This window comes from Erwinia sp. TECH1 (assembly GCF_054057575.1).
This window is the reverse complement of record NZ_JBSRZK010000001.1, coordinates 881,960-901,302: the sequence shown is the minus strand read 5'-3', so window position 1 is coordinate 901,302 and position 19,343 is coordinate 881,960. Positions and strand designations below refer to the sequence as shown.

The following is a 19,343-nucleotide window of genomic DNA, read 5'->3' as shown; positions in this document are numbered from 1 at the left end:
GGCGCGGCGCGATGCAGACACCAAAGCCTCGTCCCCTGCCGCTGGCGGACAAAATCTATCAGACGCTGAAAAACGATATTTTCGATTTCCGCCTGATGCCCGGCGATCGCTTCAGCGAAAACGAGATCGCCGGACGGATGGCGGTGAGCCGCACGCCGGTGCGCCAGGCGCTGTTTCGGCTGGCGCGCGAAGGCTATGTCGAGGTCGAATTCCGCAGCGGCTGGCAGGTATGCGAGTTCGACTTCACCCGTTTTGAGGAGCTGTACGATCTGCGCATCGTGCTGGAGTGCGAAGCCGTTAAGCGCCTGTGCGCGATGCCGCTGGCGCAGACCGGCGAGCGGCTGGCCGCGCTGCGGCGCTTCTGGCTGGAGGCGCCGCAGCTGGCCGACGGTAAAGCGGTGTCGCTGCATGACGAAGCGTTTCATATGGCGATAGTGGCGGCGGCGGGCAACGGCGAAATGGCCGCTATCCATGCCGAGCTGACCGAGAAAATCCGCATTATCCGCCGCCTCGATTTTACCCGTGAGGACAGGATTGCCGCGACTTATCAGGAACACGCCCAGATTTTGCTGGCGGTACTTCAGCAGCAAAGCGAAGCGGCCCGGCGCATCCTGACGGCGCATATTGCCGTCAGCAAGGCCGAGGTCAGAAAAATAACGCTGCATCGGTTGCAGCAGGCCAGAACTTTACCCGATCCACTTAACTCTTGAGGTTCACCGGATGAAAAGACGTTCGTTATTAAAGGCTTTTGTGCTTTCGGCTTCGGTCATCGCGATGGGCGCGGCATGGAGCGCGCAGGCGGCGGAGACGATCAAAGTCGGCATCCTCTCGTCGCTGTCCGGCACCATGGCGATTTCCGAAACGCCGCTGAAGGACGTGGCGCTGATGACCATTGACGAGATCAATGCCAAAGGCGGCGTGCTGGGTAAAAAGCTCCAGCCGGTGGTGGTCGATCCGGCGTCCAACTGGCCGCTGTTTGCCGAAAAAGCACGCCAGCTGCTGTCGCAGGACAAAGCCGCCGTGGTCTTCGGCTGCTGGACCTCCGTTTCCCGCAAGTCGGTGCTGCCGGTATTTGAAGAGCTGAACGGCCTGCTGTTTTATCCGGTGCAGTACGAGGGCGAAGAGATGTCGCCGAACGTCTTCTACACCGGCGCGGCGCCGAACCAGCAGGCGATCCCGGCGGTGGAGTATCTGATGAGCGAAGACGGCGGCGGCACGAAACGCTTTTTCCTGCTCGGCACCGACTATGTCTATCCCCGCACCACCAATAAAATCCTGCGCGCTTTCCTGCACGTCAAGGGCGTGAAGGACAGCGATATAGAGGAGGTCTATACGCCGTTTGGCTACAGCGATTACCAGACCATCGTCGCCAACATTAAAAAGTTCTCTGCGGGCGGAAAAACGGCGGTGATCTCCACCATCAACGGCGACTCTAACGTGCCTTTCTATAAAGAGCTGGCGAATCAGGGCATTAAAGCCACCGACGTGCCGGTAGTGGCGTTCTCGGTTGGCGAAGAGGAGCTGCGCGGCATTGATACCAAACCGCTGGTCGGCAACCTGGCCGCCTGGAACTACTTCCAGTCGGTGGACAATCCGGTCAATAAAAAGTTTGTCGCGGACTATCGCGCTTACGCCAAAGCGCACAATCTGCCGAACGCCGCGACCGCCGTCACCAACGATCCGATGGAGGCCACCTACGTAGGTATTCATATGTGGGCGCAGGCGGTCGAGAAAGCGGGAACCACCGATGTGGACAAGGTGCGGGAAGCGATGGCGAATCAAACCTTTAACGCGCCGGACGGCTTTACGCTGACCATGGATGCCACCAACCACCATCTGCACAAGCCGGTGATGATTGGCGAGATTGAAGAGAACGGCCAGTTCAACGTGGTGTGGCAGACCGACAAGCCGGTGCGCGCGCAGCCGTGGAGCCCTTATCTTCCCGGCAACGATAAAAAGTCCGATCGGCCGGTAAAAACAGCGCAGTAACCTCGTGGCCGGGATGGCAGCCGCCGCCCGGTCATCTTTTTTTCACTGAATGGGCATCGCGATGATTCTACGTCAACTGCTAACGCTCTTTATTACGCTGTGCCTGCTGCCCGCCGCCTTTGCCGGGCCGGCCGCGGATTTCGCCGCCGCCAGCCGTCCGGGCCAGGTCGCGCTGCTTCAGCAGTGGGCAGCCCAGCCGGACGCCTCGCGTCTTGCGCTGCTGACCGCGCTGCATCAGGAAAACGTGGTGCTGGACGCCAGCAAACGGCCGTTCAGCCTCGTTGACGGCAGGCTGACGCCGCTTGATGGCGATGCGCCGCCCGAGGGCAGCACCAAAAAACTCTTTATGAACAACCGGCTGCGCGTGCTGGTCGCCACCACGCTGGCCGCCCATCAGCTGGTCAGCGACAGCGCCGCCACGCGCCTGGCCGCCGCGCGCGAGCTGCAAAACGAAGCGCAGGCCGATCAGCTGCCGCTGCTGACCGGGCGCCTGGCCGCAGAACAGGACGACGACGTACGCGCCGTGCTGGCTCAGGCCGTGGCCGGATTACAGCTTGCCGACGCCGATCCTCAGATACGCCTGAAGGCCGTAAAGCTGCTGGGCGAAACCAGCGACCCGCAAACCCAGGCCGCGCTGACGCGCCTGGCGCAAAACGAGCCGAATGCGCAGGTGCGCGCCGCCGCTGCCGACAGCCTGAAGCAGATCCAACAACGTCTGCGGCTGGGCGAGCTGCTCGGCCAGGCATTCTCCGGCCTGTCGCTGGGATCGGTGCTGCTGCTGGCGGCGCTGGGCCTGGCGATCACCTATGGCCTGCTGGGCGTTATCAATATGGCCCACGGCGAAATGCTGATGCTGGGCGCCTACGCCACCTGGCTGGTGCAGACGCTGTTTCAGCGCTACGCCCCGGAGTGGCTCGCTTTCTATCCGCTGCTGGCGCTGCCAGTGGCCTTTTTCGTCACCGCCGCCATCGGCATGGCGCTGGAGCGCACCATCGTGCGCCATCTTTATGGCCGTCCGCTGGAGACGCTGCTGGCGACCTGGGGCATCAGCCTGATGCTGATCCAGCTGGTGCGCGTGCTGTTCGGCACGCAAAACCTGGAGGTCGCTAACCCGCCGTGGCTGTCCGGCGGCTGGCAGGCTTTGCCGGGGCTGGTGCTGCCTTACAACCGTATCGCGGTGATTTTGTTTGTGATGTTTGTGCTGATCCTGACCTGGCTGTTGCTGAACAAAACCCGTCTTGGGCTGAACGTGCGGGCGGTGACGCAGAACCGCGCCATGGCCGACTGCTGCGGCGTACCGACCGGACGCGTGGATATGCTGGCGTTCGGGCTGGGTTCCGGCATTGCGGGGCTGGGCGGCGTGGCGCTGTCGCAGCTGGGCAACGTCGGGCCGGAGCTGGGCCAGAGCTACATTATCGACTCTTTCCTGGTGGTGGTGACCGGTGGCGTCGGCCAGCTGGCGGGCACGGTGCTGGCCGCGTTCGGTTTAGGCATCCTCAACAAAATCCTGGAGCCGCAAATTGGCGCGGTGCTGGGGAAAATCCTGCTGCTGGCGCTGATCGTGCTGTTTATCCAGAAGCGGCCGCAGGGCCTGTTCGCCATCAAAGGAAGGGTGACTGACTGATGACGCAACCTATTACGCTGACTCTGACGCGAAAAGCGCCGCGCCTGAGCGTCGTCGCCGGTCTGCTGGTGACGGCGGCGCTGCTGATCCTGCCTTTTCTCGCGCTGCTGCCGGCGGACAATCCGCTGGCAATCTCTACCTGGACGCTGACGCTGATCGGCAAAATTCTTTGCTATGCGATCGTCGCCGTGGCGCTGGATCTGGTCTGGGGCTATGCCGGACTGCTGTCGCTCGGCCACGGGCTGTTCTTTGCGCTCGGCGGCTATGCGATGGGCATGTACCTGATGCGCCAGGCCTCGGGCGACAGCCTGCCCGCCTTTATGACCTTTCTCTCCTGGCAGAAAATGCCGTGGTTCTGGGCGGGCACGCAGCACTTTGCCTGGGCGCTCTGCCTGATCGTGCTGGTGCCGGGCCTGCTGGCGCTGATCTTCGGCTGGTTTACCTTTCGCTCGAAAATCAAAGGCGTCTACTTTTCGATTATGACCCAGGCGCTGACCTGGGCCGGGATGCTGCTGTTTTTCCGCAACGAAACCGGCTTTGGCGGCAACAACGGCTTTACCGGCTTCACTACCCTGCTCGGCTTTCCGGTCACGGCGACCGGTACCCGCATCGCCCTGTTTATCGTTACGGTGCTGCTGCTGCTGGCCACGCTCGCTATCGGCTTTGCGCTGGCGCGCAGCAAATTTGGCCGCGTGCTGACGGCGGTGCGCGATGCGGAAAACCGCCTGATATTTTGCGGCTACCATCCGCAGGGCTTTAAGCTGTTTGTCTGGACGCTTTCCGCCGTGCTGTGCGGGCTGGCAGGCGCGCTCTACGTGCCGCAGGTCGGCATTATCAATCCGGGTGAAATGTCGCCGACCAACTCTATCGAGGCGGCTATCTGGGTGGCGCTCGGCGGCCGGGGCACGCTGATCGGCCCGCTGCTCGGCGCGGGCATCGTCAACGGCGCTAAGAGCTGGTTTACCGTCGCCTTTCCCGAATACTGGCTCTTTTTTCTGGGGCTGATGTTTATCCTGGTCACGCTGTTTCTGCCGCACGGCGTGATTGGCCTGCTTCGCCGGAGGAAGCATGACTGAACCGCTTTTTACCCAGCCGCACCCTGCGGATCGCTATCGCGGACAAACCGACCCGGTCTTACAGCTGGAAAATATTACGGTGGCTTTCGACGGCTTTAAGGCGCTGACCGACCTGTCGCTACAGATTGGCGTGGGCGAGCTGCGCTGCATTATTGGCCCGAACGGCGCCGGAAAAACCACCCTGATGGACGTGATCACCGGCAAAACGCGCCCTACCAGCGGGCGAGTATTTTACGATCAGACCACCGACCTGACGACGCTGTCGCCGGTAGAGATTGCGCGGCAGGGCATTGGCCGTAAATTCCAGAAGCCCACGGTGTTTGCGGCGCTTTCCGTATTTGAAAATCTGGAAATCGCGCTCAAAGGCGACAAATCGGTGTGGGCCTGCCTGCGCGGCAAACTCAACGGCGAGCAGCAGGATCGTATTGACGATGTCCTGAAGCTGCTGCGGCTGGGCGCGGAGCGCGGGCGTCCGGCGGGCCTGCTCTCGCATGGGCAAAAGCAGTTTCTGGAGATTGGCATGCTGCTGGTGCAGGATCCGCATCTGCTGCTGCTGGACGAGCCCGCGGCGGGCATGACCGATGCGGAAACGGAGTACACCGCCGGGCTGTTTAAGGATCTGGCTGGCCGCCATTCGCTGATGGTGGTGGAGCACGATATGGGCTTTGTGGAAGCAATAGCCGACCGCGTAACGGTGCTGCATCAGGGTCAGGTGCTGGCGGAAGGCTCGCTGCGCGAGGTGCAGGCGAATGAGCAGGTTATCGACGTTTATCTGGGGCGCTGAGATGCTGAAAGTCACCGATCTGAATCAATATTATGGCGGCAGCCATATTTTACGCGGCCTCTCTTTTGAGGTCCGTCCGGGCGAAATCACCTGCCTGCTGGGGCGCAACGGCGTGGGGAAAACCACGCTGCTGAAGTGCCTGATGGGCCTGCTGCCAGCTAAGTCAGGCGTCATCAGCTGGCAAGAACAGCGCATCAACGGCCGCAGGCCGCATCAGCGCGTGCAGGCCGGGATGGCCTATGTGCCGCAGGGACGGGAAATTTTCCCGCGCCTGACGGTGGAAGAGAACCTGCTGATGGGGCTGTCGCGCTTTTCCGGCTCGCGGGCAAAACAGGTGCCGGAAGAGATTTATCAGCTTTTCCCGGTGCTGCGGGAAATGCGGCTGCGGCGCGGCGGCGATCTTTCCGGCGGGCAGCAGCAGCAGCTGGCCATTGGCCGTGCGCTGGCCGCCAGTCCGCAGCTGCTGATCCTGGACGAGCCGACGGAAGGCATCCAGCCTTCGGTTATTAAGGAGATTGGCGCAGTGATCCGCCAGCTGGCGCAGCGCGGCGATATGGCTATCCTGCTGGTGGAGCAGTTTTACGATTTTGCCGCCGAGCTTGCCGACAGCTATCTGGTGATGTCGCGCGGCGAAATTGTGCGGCGCGGCCGGGGTGAAACCATGGAAGCGGACGGCGTACGCGGGCTGGTGGCTATTTAATGGCGACGCCTGCGCTGAAAAAGGCCGCAGGCGTTGTTTATTTCCCGACAGGACTTAATATTTATCGATTAATATATTGCCATCTCAATTATATTTCTCGGAGTTTTCGCACAATTAACTTTAAACATTATTCGCAGCGATAAATATACACCCATCCCTAAAATACATTGCCATCCCAATAACCACATGCCTGTTCAATCCTGTAAAACCTTTTTTAAATAGCGCTGTACCACCGTCTCTAAAAAAGACCAATATCTCTATTTTTCCTTATTTAACTGTTTATCAAACAATAATTATTTTTATCCCATAAAAAATTAACGGCATATTAATTAAGGTTAATTTACTCATAACGTTTCCTCCAATTTTTCATATCTTCTTTTCGTAAACTTTATATACTTAACCACCTTGTTACTGATTTATTTTTTCCAATTATCCCTCATCGGAGGTATTTGCGTGGCTACTTTTCCTTTGACTACCGTACAGCAAGCCGTCTGGCTCGATCAGCTTCTTACCCCAGAAGCACCCTGCTATAACGTGGGCGCGCTGTGGCACATCGATACAACATTTACCGCAGATCTATTGCATGACGCTATCAGGAAAGTTATGGCGCAGCATGAGGCGTTAAATATCATTCTTGAAGAAGATGAACACGGCATTAATCAGACGACCGTCCATAAAAAAGAACCCGTCCTTGAATACCACGATGTCAGTCAGGCGTCTCTGTCGTTAAATGAAGCCAAAGCATTTATTCGCCGCCAGTTTATTAAACCTTTTAAATTACATGGCGAACTGCTCTGGCGCAGCATGACGGTTAAAGTTAATGATGTCACTACGCTCTGGCTGTTCAGCACGCATCATATCATTGCCGACGGCACCTCAGTTTCGCTGTTAAGTAAAATGATTATGGCCGGTTATAAATCATTACAGGCGCAGGCGCCCTGTGCGCCCGTTCTCTCTGCGGGCTATAGCGATTTTATTATCCGCGACCAGCAATATCTCTGCTCCGAGCGCTATCAGCACGATCGGGCATATTGGATTAACCATTTTGCCGAAGCGCCCGCTTCATTGCTGGAGCGCCGTCAGGGCTTTCAGGAAAATAAAGCCTGGCCCAGCGCGCACGCGGTGCGGCGTATTACGGCGGCACGCTATCAACAGCTGAAAAACTTTGCAGAGCAGCACGGCGGCTCTGCTATGCATTTTTTTAGCGCGCTCCTCGCCTGCTGGTTCGCTCGTCAGTGGCAGACCGATTCGCTTACCCTGGGCATGCCGGTGCATAACCGCAGCGGCGCACGCTATAAGCAAACGCCCGGCATGTTTTCATCGATGATCCCGGCCAGGCTGGCTATCGACGTTAGCCAGCCTTTTGCCCCCTTGATTAAACAGGTCGCTGACGAACTGCGCCGAAGCTACCGTCACCAGCGTTTTCCCATCGCCGAGCTGAATCGCCATCTGCGTCTCAGCCAGCAGGGCCGCCGCCAGCTGTTTGACCTGAGCTTTTCGCTGGAAACGTTTCCGACCGACATCGAGCTGAACGGCCTGCCGCTCAAGGTCGAGGCGATGCGCCATCACCATGAACAAATACCGCTGGCCGTGTATTTACGGCACTACCATCCCGGCGACGACCCGCTGCTTGAGTGCAACGTCAATCTGGCCTGGTTTAGTGAAGAAGAAGCGCAGCGTATCGCCGATCGCCTGCTGCAAATGATGACGGCAATCCTGGACGGCCCTCAGGATCTGCCCGTGGCGCAGCTGCCTTTGCTGCTGCCCGACGAGCAGAAAAATATTTTTCATCGCTGGAACGCTACGGAGCAAGCCTGGTCTTTTCCCGAAGGTATCCACCGCTATTTTGAACAGCAGGCCGCCGACCGTCCCGACGCCATCGCGCTCTGTGGCTACAGCCAGCAAACCAGCTATCAATCGCTCAACCGCCAGGCTAATCAGCTGGCCTGGCATTTACGCAGGCAGGGCGTTAAGGCGGACGACCGCGTGGCGCTTTGCGTTGAGCGCAGTCGCGAGATGGTGGTAGCGCTGCTGGCGATACTGAAAGCCGGCGGTGCCTATGTGCCGCTTGACCCCGATTACCCGCAGGAGCGCCTGGAACATATGCTTGAAGACTGCGGCGCCGTCGCGCTGCTGGTTGACGATGCCGGGGAGAAAGCCCTGCGGGGGTTGGGATCGGTTCCCCGCCTGCATCTGCTGAACGATAAAATGCACTGGCGGGAAGCGCCAACCGGCAACCTTTCCGCTGCCTGCGACCATCCACAGCGCTCGCTGGCCTATGTTATTTATACTTCAGGCTCGACCGGTAAGCCGAAAGGCGTAATGAATGAACACCTGGCCGTTATGAACAGGCTGAAATGGATGCAGCAGGCTTATCAGCTTCGGCCGGAAGAGACGGTGTTACAAAAAACACCGTTCAGTTTTGACGTCTCGGTCTGGGAGTTTTTCTGGCCGCTGATGACAGGCGCGCGGCTGGCGCTGGCGAAACCTGGCGGTCATCGCGAGCCGGATTACCTCAGCGAGGTTATTCAGCAGTACCAGGTTACCACGCTGCATTTTGTTCCTTCCATGCTGCAACTTTTTTTACGCCACGGCGACATGGTCCAGTGCGGCAGCCTTAAACGCATCGTTTGCAGCGGTGAGGCGTTGCCGCTGGCTACCGTGCAACGCTGCCACCAGCAGCTGCCCCAGGCGGCTTTGCACAATCTTTACGGCCCGACGGAAGCCGCCGTGGATGTTTCTGCCTGGCACTGCTCGCCTGCGGATCCGCGTCCGCTAATCCCTATCGGCAAACCCATTGCCAATACTCGCCTCTATATTCTTGACGCGCAGCTGCAACCCGTTCCGCCTGGCGTCAGCGGCGAGCTGCATATTGGCGGCATTCAGGTCGCAAGAGGCTATCTCAACCGTCCTGAACTGAGCAGGGAACGGTTTATCGCCGATCCTTTCAGCGCCTGCGGTGAAGGCCGGCTGTACAAAACCGGCGACCTGGCCCGCTGGCTGGACGACGGCAGCATCGACTATCTGGGGCGCAATGATTTTCAGGTAAAAATTCACGGTTTGCGTATCGAACTGGGCGAAATTGAGCAGCAGCTTGGCCACTGCGCTGGCGTAGAAGGTGCGCTGGTGCAGGCCTGCGATGACGATCGGGGCGATAAGCGGCTGGTCGCCTGGGTAGTGGCTAAACCGGAAGCCCGGCTTGAGCAGCGGCTTCGCGAACAGCTGAAGGAAACGCTGCCCGATTATATGATCCCGTTCGCTATTGTGCGGCTGGATGCCTTCCCGCTCTCGCCCAACGGCAAGCTGGATCGTAAAACGCTGCCGCAGCCCGTTTTACAGGCACGGGAAGAGAAAACCTTTCTGCCGCCGATCGATAACGAGGAGCGTCTGCTGGCCGCGTGCTGGAGCGATCTTCTGGGCGTTTCCCGGATCGGCCGCGACGATGATTTTTTCGAGCTTGGCGGTCATTCAATTCATGCCATCCAGCTGATGATGAAGTTGAAAAACCAGGGGATCGCAATAGAGATGAAGACGCTGCTCTCGCACGCTACGCTGCGTCAACAGGCCAACGCTATTCGCAGCGGTTACCATGCCGAAACCCCGGCCGCCTCGCCGCCACCGCTGCAAAAACTGCTTCAGCATATGAACAGGTCGCAGACAGAGTTTCGTCTGCTTCAGCCTTTGAATGTTCATACGGCCAGCCGAGAAATGTGGATGGTGCATCCCGCCATTGTCGGCTGCGAGATCTATCAGGATCTGGCGCTAAGCCTGGAAGGCAAAATGAACGTCATCGGGATTAATAACTATAACCTTTTTAATCAGCCTGCCGTGTCTGCCCTGCCCGCGCTGGCTGCTTACTATTTGCAGCATATGCTACAGCGCGGCCTGCCGCAGGATCGGCCGGTTTATCTGCTCGGCTGGTCGTTGGGCGGCATTATTGCGCTGGAAATCGCCGCGCAGCTGGAACGCGCCGGTTATCGGCATATCCACGTTTTTGTGCTGGACAGCCTTTACCAGACGGCCGTTCAGCAGCGCGTTACCCCAGGCATGCTGGGATCGCTGCTGGCGGCTATTGGCTTAGAAGGCGAAGCGGCCCGGCGCGTTATTCGCATTGAAGACACGGAGTTAAAGCTAAACGATCAGCCGCTGAGTTCAGCGCTTCGCCATACCAGGGTGACGCTGTTCAAGGCCACAAAATTTGTGAACCTGATTAATATCGATCGAAACGACGGGCGCGAAATACTGGCGATGACCGATAATGGATTAGGTCAAATTTGTCAGCATCTTAAAATCGTGCCGCTGGCAGCGGATCATCACTCTATTATCTCTTGCCATCAGGACATTATCGCGGCGCTAACCGACAACCACGCGACGAAAAGCTCTACCGCATAACCGCTGCTTTCAGAGCCGTAAACACTGGCGTTTGCGGCGCTTTACCGATGCGGGTAAGATAATCCCTCTGCCTGCATCTTTCCCTGCAACTTATTAAAATCAGAGCGATTTATACGGAAAAGCAGCGCCCGTCCCCGAACAGGAACAACCGTTTATGGAAAGCCGTAGCAGCGAGCGAGTAAAAAAACTGGCCCAGGCGCTGAAGCGTACCGACAAGATCCATCTGAAAGAAGCGGCGCTGCTGCTGGGCGTTTCCGAAATGACCATTCGACGCGATCTTGGCGAGCAGCCCTCTTCCGTGGTGCTGCTTGGCGGCTATATCGTCAGCGATCCTAAAGCTACCCAGCGCCACTACTTCGTTTCCGATCAGCAGGCGCACAACGTGGAAAAGAAGCGGCGGCTGGGCCAGCTGGCGGCCAGGCTAATTCAGCCCGGCGAAACGGTGTTTTTTGACTGCGGCACCACCATGCCGTGGATTATCGACGCCATTGATAACGAGCTGGAGTTTATCGCCATCTGCTGCGCGGTGAACACCTTCCTGGCGCTGAAAGAAAAACCCCGCTGTAAGGTGATCCTCAACGGCGGCGAGTTTCACTCCGACAACGCCATTTTCACGCCGCTGGGCCAGGGCTCGGTTATCGATAATCTTTGTCCCGGCAAAGCCTTTATCTCTGCGGCGGGCATCGATGCGCATCAGGGCGTGACCTGCTTCAACCTCAATGAACTGCCGATGAAGCATCAGGCCCTACAGCGCGCCAGCCAGAATATCCTGGTGGCGGACAGCAGCAAATTCGGCAAGGTGCTGCCTGCGCGCATCGGCGAGCTCTCGCTGTTCGATACCCTAATCAGCGATAAAGCGGCGCCGGAAGCGCTGGCCCGGCGGCTGGAACAGGCGGGCGTGACGCAGTACTCAGGATAATCTGCCGCCTGCGTCTGTGATTGCCGGGTGAAACCAGCTAAACTTCGCTATCTGAGTGGGCAGCGACTGCCCCGATTATTACACAGACACCAAGAGGCTCATCCTACGTGGCTCAATTCGTCTATAGCATGCATCGCGTCGGCAAAGTGGTTCCGCCGAAGCGTCATATCCTGAAAAATATTTCCCTGAGCTTTTTCCCCGGCGCAAAAATCGGCGTCCTGGGCTTAAACGGCGCGGGTAAATCTACGCTGCTGCGCATTATGGCCGGCATTGATAAAGATATCGAAGGGGAAGCTCGCCCGCAGCCCGGCATCAAGATCGGCTATCTGCCGCAGGAGCCGCAGCTCAACCTGGAGCATACCGTTCGTGAATCGGTAGAAGAGGCACTGGCCGACGTCGTGGGCGCGCTGAAGCGTCTGGACGAAGTTTACGCGCTGTACGCGGAAGAAGACGCGGACTTCGATAAGCTGGCCGCCGAGCAGGGTCGTCTGGAAGAGATTATCCAGGCGCACGACGGCCACAATCTGAATACCCAGCTGGAACGCGCCGCCGACGCGCTGCGCCTGCCGGACTGGGATGCGAAAGTCGCTAATCTTTCCGGTGGTGAGCGTCGCCGCGTCGCGCTGTGCCGTCTGCTGCTGGAAAAGCCGGACATGCTGCTGCTGGACGAACCGACCAACCACCTGGATGCCGAATCCGTGGCCTGGCTGGAGCGCTTCCTGCATGACTTCGAAGGCACCGTGGTGGCGATTACCCACGACCGTTACTTCCTGGACAACGTCGCGGGCTGGATCCTGGAGCTGGACCGTGGCGAAGGTATTCCGTGGGAAGGCAACTACTCCTCCTGGCTGGAGCAGAAAGATGCCCGCCTGGCGCAGGAAGCCTCCAGCGAAGCGGCCCGCCGTAAATCGATCGAGAAAGAGCTGGAGTGGGTGCGTGCCGGTACCAAAGGCCGTCAGTCTAAAGGCAAAGCGCGTTTGGCCCGCTTTGAAGAGCTGAACAGCACCGACTATCAGAAGCGTAACGAAACCAACGAACTCTTTATTCCACCTGGCGCGCGCCTGGGCGATAAAGTGCTGGAAGTCAGCAACCTGCGCAAATCCTATGGCGACCGCCTGCTGATTGACGACCTGTCATTCTCCGTGCCGAAAGGCGCCATTGTCGGCATCATCGGCCCGAACGGCGCGGGTAAATCAACGCTGTTCCGCATGATGTCCGGTCAGGAACAGCCGGATTCCGGCAGCATCGTGCTGGGCGATACCGTCAAGCTGGCCTCGGTCGATCAGTTCCGCGACAGCATGGATAACTCGAAAACCGTCTGGGAAGAAGTATCCGGCGGCCAGGACATCATGCGCATCGGCAATACCGAAATGCCAAGCCGCGCCTATGTCGGCCGCTTTAACTTTAAGGGCGTCGATCAGGGCAAACGCGTAGGCGAACTGTCCGGCGGCGAGCGCGGTCGTCTTCACCTGGCCAAGCTGTTGCAGGTCGGCGGCAATATGCTGCTGCTCGATGAGCCAACCAACGACCTGGACATCGAAACCCTGCGCGCGCTGGAAAACGCCCTGCTGGAGTTCCCTGGCTGCGCAATGGTTATCTCGCATGACCGCTGGTTCCTGGACCGTATTGCCACTCACATCCTGGACTATCAGGATGAAGGCAAGATCGAGTTCTTTGAGGGTAACTTTACCGAATACGAAGAGTACAAGAAGCGTACGCTGGGTGCGGAAGCACTGGAGCCGAAACGCATCAAGTACAAGCGTATGGCGAAGTAATCTCGCTACGCCGTGCCCGGCTGTCTGCCGGCACGGCGTGTCACCTTTTTCTGCCGTTGAAATCCCCGTAGTTCGCCTGAACGCACCACGCTCTGACGATAAAATTCCCGTAGTTCGCCTGAGCGCGCCAGGTCCTGACGATAAAATCCCCGCAGTTCGCCTGAGCACACCGAGCCCTAACGATAAAACTCCCGGAAAATCTCCGACTCCAGCGCGAAATCGACAAAGCGCACCAGCGCGGGCGAGTTCAGCTTACGGCTGGGATAAACCAGCCACAGCTCGCTGCCCAACGCTTTCCAGTCCTGGAGCACCTCTACCAGCTTTCCTTCAGCCAGCATGTCTTTAGCCAGCATTTCCGGCAGCAGCGTAATACCCGCATCGGCCAGGGCGCATTCTCGCGCGTACAGCAGATTATTGGCGGTATGCACCGGCGGCAGCTGCCAGCGATAATACTCATCCTCTTTTCTTAACGGCCACTCGTTCCATACCTGATGGGCAATGCAGCGGTGATCCGCCAGCTGCTGAGGATGGGTAAGCGCTTCGTAGCGCGCCAGATAGGCAGGTGAAGCGACCAGTAAGCGCCTGGTGTAGCCAACCCGCCTGCCGATGAGCGAAGAATCCTGCGGCTGGCCGGTACGTAGCGCAATGTCATAGCCTTCCTGCACGATATCGTGCATCCGATCCGATACTGACACCTCCAGCATGACATCCGGCCAGGCCTGCTGAAAAGCGGCGTTAAACCGCGCCAGCAGCGTAGCTCCGATCCCGGCCGGCGACGTGATACGTAAGCGTCCGCTTGGATTGTCCCGCAGGCGATCGATGGTCATGCTGGCCCTTTCGCTGGCCTGTAGCATCTCGCGGCAGTGCACCAGATAACGCTCGCCAGCAAAAGTCAGATTAAGCTGGCGGGTCGTACGGTTAATCAGGCGCAATCCCAGCGCCTGTTCAAGTTGACTGATACGTTGGCTGACGCTGGATTTCGGCAACCCTGCGCGCTTTGCTGCCCCGGTAAAACTGCCGCACTCGGCTACCATTGCAAAGAGAGCCATATCCTGCAGCTGTTTAAACATTATTGTTCACCTGAAACGAACGCTGAGTTAGTGATTGTGCGACTTATCATTAGTCTGCTTAGCTTCTACACTCAATAGCATAAATCAAAGGAGAGGTGTTATGACAATCAGAGCTATTGCCGTTAATCCAGAAAAACCGGATCAATTTATTGAAATACAAACAGATAAGCGTGGCCCTGAGGGTTACGACCTGCTGGTCGAAGTGAAAGCCGCCTCGGTGAATCCGGTGGATACCAAAGTCCATAAGGGCGCGCAGAAAAACGGCCTTAAGGAGCCGCGCATTCTGGGCTGGGACGCCAGCGGCGTGGTGCTGGAAGTCGGCAGCAAGGTCAGCAATTTTAAAGTCGGCGACGAAGTCTATTATGCGGGCGATCTCACCCGTCCGGGCAGCAACGCCACGCAGCAGCTGATCGATTCCCGCATCGTCGGCCACAAGCCCACCTCGCTAAACTGGGCCGAAGCCGCCGCGATCCCGCTGACCGCCCTGACCGCCTGGGAAGGTCTCTTTGACCGCCTGCTGATTGATAAGGCTGAAGAAGGCAAAACGCTGCTGATTGTTGGCGGCGCAGGCGGCGTAGGCTCGCTGGCTATTCCTTTCGCTAAGCTGCACAGCAAGGTCACCATCATCGCCACCGCCTCCCGTCCTGACTCGGCGCAGTGGTGTAAAGATCGCGGCGCGGATCTGGTTATCGATTATAAAGATATGCCTGCGGAACTGGAAAAACATGGCCTGAAGCAGGTCGACTACATTTTCTGCCTGAACGATACCGACGGCCACTGGGAGACGCTGGCACAGCTGATCGCGCCGCAGGGGCAAATCTGTACCATCGTGGAAAACGAAAAGCCGCTCAATATGGATCAGCTGAAGCTGAAAAGCGCCGCGCTGCACTGGGAGTTTATGTATACCCGCAGCATGTATAACACGCCGGATATCGCTCGCCAGGGTGAAATTCTGGACGCCACGGCGAAACTGCTGGACGACGGAAAAAGTCACCACGTCGCTGAGCAAAACGTTGCAGGGACTGAGCGTGGAAACGCTGACGGAAGCGCACCGTCTGGTGCTGGAAGGCCATATGCGCGGTAAAGTGGTGATGGTTTATTAATCGAACTCCTGAGACGGCTCGCAATCCTTCGAGGGTAGAAACGGTATAATTGCGCCGGCGCTTGAGGCTTTTTGCCTCATGTCGTTGGCAGCGATGCTGATGGAGAGTGTGGCAGAAAGAAGAAAGCCCCGAAGGTCATTTTTCAATTAACCAACGAGGCGTTCTGCATGACCAACAGCATCAGAATAGCTTCTTGCCCGCCGCAAGGCAAGGAGAAGGCAGCCATGAAAATACCGCATAACACGCTTATTCTGTGCATATTAATAGTGTGTCTCACGCTGTTACTATTCACCGGCCTGGTAAGGAAATCGCTCTGCGAGATCCGCTACAGGGACGGTAACAGGGAGGTGGCGGCGCTCATGGCTTACGAATCCGGCAAGTAGCTACCTGAAGGCGGGGGAAACCCTGCCTTTTTGGAGATGATGAAAGCTGGCGTGCCGCAAGCGCCTTTTACAGGGCCGTCGGGTAACGCTGGCGGCCCTTTCCGATCTTTTTATCCGCCGCTTCTGTGAGCTGTCCCGCAGCCGCTTAGCCAGATGCCAAAATTTCCCTCGCCTTGCCCCGCCATCCTTGTGCGGCTGTACGATGCCGCCGCCTGGACGCTTTTTTATACTGAAACGGCAACAGGCAGCCGGCGCTCATAAATCTGATTACAAGCCGCTGTCTCCCTCCCTACCCGATGAGGTTTATGGCATGAAAATCAGTCACATTGAGGCGTTCCGCCTCGCTATTCCTTTTGAAAGCGATCGCAGTACGCCAGAGGAGCAGACAACGGCCTGGAACGCCGCTTCGCCTGCGTTAAAGAAAATGGAAACGCTGCTGGTGCGCATTACCACGGACGATGGCCGCCAGGGCTGGGGTGAAGGCTTCGGCCATTTATGCAATCCGGTGACGCTTCAGGCGCTGGAATCGCTGGTCATCCCGCTTTTTCTGGGAAAAACGGCGCCCGCAAGCCGCGAGGCGCTGACGGCGCTGGTTAGCGAGGCGGAGCAGGCGCTGCACGCTTTTGGCCGCAGCGGGCCGGTACGCTATGCGCTGTCGGCTATCGATATCGCGCTATGGGATCTGCTGGGTCAACATCTTGGCCAACCTTTATGGCAGCTGCTGGGCGCGACGCGCAGCGAGATCGGCCTCTACGCCAGCCTGGTCAGCTACAACAACCAGCCGGAAGAGGTCGCTCGTCAGGTACGGCGCGCCTGGCAGGCGGGCTTTCGCACGATGAAACTGCATGAAACTGATTACGCCGCCATTGCCGCCGCCAGAGCCGCGCTGCCGCAGGAAGCGACCCTGATGGTGGACGTAAACTGCCCGTGGACGGTAGCGGAAGCCACCGCCCGCGCTCGCCAGTTGGCGGAATTAAAGCTGGGCTGGCTGGAAGAACCGATCTGGCCGCCGGATGATATTGCAGGCCTGGCGGCGGTACGCCGCGCGGGCACGCCGATAGCCGCCGGGGAAAATGTTTGCGGTGACTGGGGATTTGAGCCGTTTTACTCTGCGGCGGCGGTGGACGTGCTGCAGCCCAGCGTGGCAAAAGTAGGCGGCATCACGGCCATGCTGCGCGTGATAGCCCAGGCGGCCGGGCACGGCATTAAAGTGGTGCCGCACTGTTTCTACTACGGCGCAGGTTTGCTGGCGACGGCGCACCTGGTGGCCGCCTTGCCGCAGGATATCCTGCTGGAAGTGCCCTGGATCCGCTTCATGCCGCAGCTCTATCCGCAGCTCGATTTTTCCCCGACGCTTGCCCTCTCCACTACGCCAGGCCTGGGTTTCTCGCCCGATCTGGCCGTGCTGAAAGCTCATACCATCAGCCATATCACCTTAAGCGCGGAGGCCAGTCATGTTTAAAAACTATCGCAGCGTTGTGGCGCTGCTGCTGTTTTTCGCGGGCGTGCTCAACTATCTGGATCGCGCCGCGCTGTCGGTGATGGCGCCGCTGGTGAAAAAGGATTTGCAGATTGACGACGCGCAGATGGGCATCCTGTTCAGCTGCTTTTTTATCGGCTACTGCCTGTTCTGCTTTTTGGGCGGCTGGGGCGCCGATCGCTACGGCCCGCGCAAGGTATTTGGCTGGGCGGCGGCCGTCTGGTCGCTGTTCTGCGGCGCGACGGCGCTGGCGGGCAGCTTTACGCACCTGCTGATCGTCCGCGTGCTGTTTGGCATCGGCGAAGGGCCGATGGGCACCACCACCAATAAATCGATCTCCAACTGGTTCCCGCGCAAGGAAGTCGGCCGCGCCGTCGGCTTCACCAATGCCGGTCAGCCGCTGGGCGCCGCTATCGCCGCGCCCGTGGTAGGATTGGTCGGGCTGCACTTCGGCTGGCGCGTTTCTTTTATCGTGATTGCCGCGCTGGGCTTTGTCTGGCTGGCTTTCTGGCTGTGGCTGTTTCGCGACAGGCCGGAACACCATCCGCGCGTCAGCGAGCCGGAAAGACAGATGATCGCCGCTCAGCGCCCCGCCACTCGCGTTACTCCGACGGGCCAGGCTAAGACGCCGCTCTGGCACTACGTGCTGTCGCTGCCGGTACTGGGCGTCGCGGCGGCCTTCTTTTGCTTTAACTACATCCAGTTTTTCTTTCTGTCATGGCTGCCCAGCTACCTGACCGACTTTCAGCATCTGGATATTAAAAGCATGAGCCTGATCGGCATTCTGCCGTGGCTGGGCGCGACCATCGGCTTTATCGGCGGCGGCATGATTTCCGATGCGCTGTTCCGCCGTACCGGCAATTTTTTGCTGTCGCGCAAGCTGGTGATCTTCTCTGGGCTGGCGGTAGCCGCCGTCTGCGTGATGCTGACGGCCTGGGCCAGCAGCGTCACGCTGGCGGTCTCGCTGATTACGCTGGCCAGCGTGTTCGCCTATATGACGCCGCAGGCGTGCTGGTCGCTGCTGCAGGATATCGTGCCCGCCGAGCGCATCGGCACCGCCGGCGGATTTGTGCATCTGCTGGCGAACCTGGCGGGCATCCTGTCGCCGGGCATCACCGGGTTTCTGATCCAGTATGGCGGCGGCTATTCGTCGGCCTTTTTACTGGCCAGCGTACTGGCGCTGACCGGAATGGCGCTGCTGGGTATCTTTGTACGTGAGCGCAGCGTCAACGCGCTGCGGGCGCTGGCTTAGCCTGCAAAAAGGGAGCGTCCTTTGCTCCCTTCAGATTGATGACAAACTTAAAAGCTTGCGGGTACACCGCCGTTTTTTTACAGCAACACAATCGCTTCACGGCGGCAGAGGCTGAGCGGATAAGCGGACCGTTTTCGCGCATGGACGCGCGAAACGAGCCTCCATAGACGTGCGCGTCCGTGTTCCGAGCTGCCTCTGCTGCTTTCCACCGACCCGCACGCGACTTGCTGACAGTAGTAAAAGCTGCTGGTGGCCAGCTGGGGAAATATCTGGTCGTGCTGCCAAAGCTGGCATTCGAGGAGTACTGCCGTTCCGCTGCTACAATATGCGCCTGTCAGCACTGCGCCGGGCGTGGCTACCGCGTGGAACGGCGGCAGGTTATCGTGTATCCTGGCTATATCAGCCCATTCGACGACAAAGAAAAGATCCCGGCGCGGTATGAACTGCAGGATGTTCGGGAAAACTGCAGCGTCTACAAGGGAAAGGGCAAGCTAACGGCGCGCTGCCGCTGTAATGGAACCGGCAGGGTGCGGGATTTAGTAGAGTCAGCACGGCATGGGGTGCCGGTAGATCGGGAAGGCGAGCGGTGCGGCGGACGGGGCTATAAGCGCATGCCAGCCAGCAGAGCATACCGGGCTATTTCTATGCTGCTACCGGAATTACAGGAGCGCACATGGAATCGGAACTGGAAGCCGTTTTTTGAGGCGCTGGTGGCGAAATGCGAGACCGAAGAAAACCATGCTGACGCGCTATTCAGAAAGGTAACTTGTTGACATGAACAAATAGCCCGATTAAT

At 58.6% G+C, this 19,343-nt stretch carries 14 protein-coding genes and 1 pseudogene; 14 read left to right on the top strand and 1 reads right to left on the bottom strand.

Annotated features, from left to right (window positions below; genetic code table 11):
- Window positions 1-11 precede the first annotated feature (11 nt).
- The 9 genes from ACVWZ0_RS04135 to ettA all read left to right on the top strand — a co-directional run bounded on the left by ACVWZ0_RS04135 (window position 12) and on the right by ettA (window position 13,259).
- Complete coding sequence (locus ACVWZ0_RS04135; RefSeq protein ID WP_253455409.1) at window positions 12-710, top strand: GntR family transcriptional regulator; 699 nt, start codon at window positions 12-14, stop codon at window positions 708-710.
- A gap of 10 nt (window positions 711-720) precedes the next feature.
- Window positions 721-1,989 carry an urea ABC transporter substrate-binding protein gene (urtA, locus tag ACVWZ0_RS04130; RefSeq protein ID WP_253455411.1) on the top strand — a complete coding sequence of 423 codons (1,269 nt, stop codon included), beginning with the start codon at window positions 721-723 and terminating at the stop codon, window positions 1,987-1,989.
- 61 nt (window positions 1,990-2,050) lie between these two features.
- Complete coding sequence (gene urtB / locus ACVWZ0_RS04125) at window positions 2,051-3,613, top strand: urea ABC transporter permease subunit UrtB (protein WP_253455413.1); 1,563 nt, start codon at window positions 2,051-2,053, stop codon at window positions 3,611-3,613.
- Window positions 3,613-4,689, top strand: coding sequence for an urea ABC transporter permease subunit UrtC (gene urtC / locus ACVWZ0_RS04120; RefSeq protein WP_253455415.1), 1,077 nt, complete (start codon window positions 3,613-3,615; stop codon window positions 4,687-4,689). Before urtB ends, urtC begins: the two co-directional genes overlap by 1 nt.
- Complete coding sequence (gene urtD / locus ACVWZ0_RS04115; protein ID WP_253455417.1) at window positions 4,682-5,473, top strand: urea ABC transporter ATP-binding protein UrtD; 792 nt, start codon at window positions 4,682-4,684, stop codon at window positions 5,471-5,473. The genes urtC and urtD overlap by 8 nt, the downstream gene beginning before the upstream one ends.
- Window position 5,474: 1 nt before the next feature.
- Window positions 5,475-6,173 carry an urea ABC transporter ATP-binding subunit UrtE gene (urtE, locus tag ACVWZ0_RS04110; protein ID WP_253461124.1) on the top strand — a complete coding sequence of 233 codons (699 nt, stop codon included), beginning with the start codon at window positions 5,475-5,477 and terminating at the stop codon, window positions 6,171-6,173.
- Window positions 6,174-6,626: 453 nt separating this feature from the next.
- Window positions 6,627-10,565 carry a non-ribosomal peptide synthetase gene (locus ACVWZ0_RS04105; RefSeq protein WP_253455419.1) on the top strand — a complete coding sequence of 1,313 codons (3,939 nt, stop codon included), beginning with the start codon at window positions 6,627-6,629 and terminating at the stop codon, window positions 10,563-10,565.
- 154 nt (window positions 10,566-10,719) lie between these two features.
- Complete coding sequence (gene deoR / locus ACVWZ0_RS04100; protein WP_253455421.1) at window positions 10,720-11,484, top strand: DNA-binding transcriptional repressor DeoR; 765 nt, start codon at window positions 10,720-10,722, stop codon at window positions 11,482-11,484.
- 107 nt (window positions 11,485-11,591) lie between these two features.
- The gene (gene ettA, locus ACVWZ0_RS04095; protein ID WP_125290490.1) at window positions 11,592-13,259 is read left to right on the top strand and encodes an energy-dependent translational throttle protein EttA; all 1,668 of its coding nucleotides are present in this window, start codon (window positions 11,592-11,594) and stop codon (window positions 13,257-13,259) included.
- A gap of 176 nt (window positions 13,260-13,435) precedes the next feature.
- Here the strand turns inward: ettA and ACVWZ0_RS04090 are convergent, their stop codons facing one another.
- Window positions 13,436-14,332: a LysR family transcriptional regulator gene (locus tag ACVWZ0_RS04090; RefSeq protein WP_253461126.1), complete on the bottom strand. Its 897-nt coding sequence runs from the start codon at window positions 14,330-14,332 to the stop codon at window positions 13,436-13,438.
- Between the two features lie 97 nt (window positions 14,333-14,429).
- On the opposite strand from ACVWZ0_RS04090, the pseudogene ACVWZ0_RS04085 reads away from it, so the two are divergent.
- The 5 genes and pseudogenes from ACVWZ0_RS04085 (at window position 14,430) to ACVWZ0_RS04065 (ending at window position 19,320) form a co-directional block, all read left to right on the top strand.
- A pseudogene (locus ACVWZ0_RS04085) lies at window positions 14,430-15,432 on the top strand (zinc-binding alcohol dehydrogenase family protein).
- 224 nt (window positions 15,433-15,656) lie between these two features.
- Window positions 15,657-15,815: a type I toxin-antitoxin system Hok family toxin gene (locus ACVWZ0_RS04080; protein ID WP_253461128.1), complete on the top strand. Its 159-nt coding sequence runs from the start codon at window positions 15,657-15,659 to the stop codon at window positions 15,813-15,815.
- Between the two features lie 310 nt (window positions 15,816-16,125).
- The gene (locus tag ACVWZ0_RS04075; protein WP_253455425.1) at window positions 16,126-17,277 is read left to right on the top strand and encodes a mandelate racemase/muconate lactonizing enzyme family protein; all 1,152 of its coding nucleotides are present in this window, start codon (window positions 16,126-16,128) and stop codon (window positions 17,275-17,277) included.
- Window positions 17,270-18,547, top strand: coding sequence for an MFS transporter (locus ACVWZ0_RS04070; protein ID WP_253455427.1), 1,278 nt, complete (start codon window positions 17,270-17,272; stop codon window positions 18,545-18,547). Before ACVWZ0_RS04075 ends, ACVWZ0_RS04070 begins: the two co-directional genes overlap by 8 nt.
- Before the next feature lie 224 nt (window positions 18,548-18,771).
- Complete coding sequence (locus ACVWZ0_RS04065) at window positions 18,772-19,320, top strand: antitermination protein (protein WP_253455429.1); 549 nt, start codon at window positions 18,772-18,774, stop codon at window positions 19,318-19,320.
- Window positions 19,321-19,343: the final 23 nt, after the last annotated feature.

What these genes read in the sequence shown, in the direction of transcription:
- ACVWZ0_RS04135 (WP_253455409.1), top strand. Translation starts at nt 12, where the DNA reads ATGCAGACACCAAAGCCTCGTCCCCTGCCGCTGGCGGACAAAATCTAT.
- urtA (WP_253455411.1), top strand. Translation starts at nt 721, where the DNA reads ATGAAAAGACGTTCGTTATTAAAGGCTTTTGTGCTTTCGGCTTCGGTC.
- urtB (WP_253455413.1), top strand. Translation starts at nt 2,051, where the DNA reads ATGATTCTACGTCAACTGCTAACGCTCTTTATTACGCTGTGCCTGCTG.
- urtC (WP_253455415.1), top strand. Translation starts at nt 3,613, where the DNA reads ATGACGCAACCTATTACGCTGACTCTGACGCGAAAAGCGCCGCGCCTG.
- urtD (WP_253455417.1), top strand. Translation starts at nt 4,682, where the DNA reads ATGACTGAACCGCTTTTTACCCAGCCGCACCCTGCGGATCGCTATCGC.
- urtE (WP_253461124.1), top strand. Translation starts at nt 5,475, where the DNA reads ATGCTGAAAGTCACCGATCTGAATCAATATTATGGCGGCAGCCATATT.
- deoR (WP_253455421.1), top strand. Translation starts at nt 10,720, where the DNA reads ATGGAAAGCCGTAGCAGCGAGCGAGTAAAAAAACTGGCCCAGGCGCTG.
- ACVWZ0_RS04080 (WP_253461128.1), top strand. Translation starts at nt 15,657, where the DNA reads ATGAAAATACCGCATAACACGCTTATTCTGTGCATATTAATAGTGTGT.
- ACVWZ0_RS04075 (WP_253455425.1), top strand. Translation starts at nt 16,126, where the DNA reads ATGAAAATCAGTCACATTGAGGCGTTCCGCCTCGCTATTCCTTTTGAA.
- ACVWZ0_RS04070 (WP_253455427.1), top strand. Translation starts at nt 17,270, where the DNA reads ATGTTTAAAAACTATCGCAGCGTTGTGGCGCTGCTGCTGTTTTTCGCG.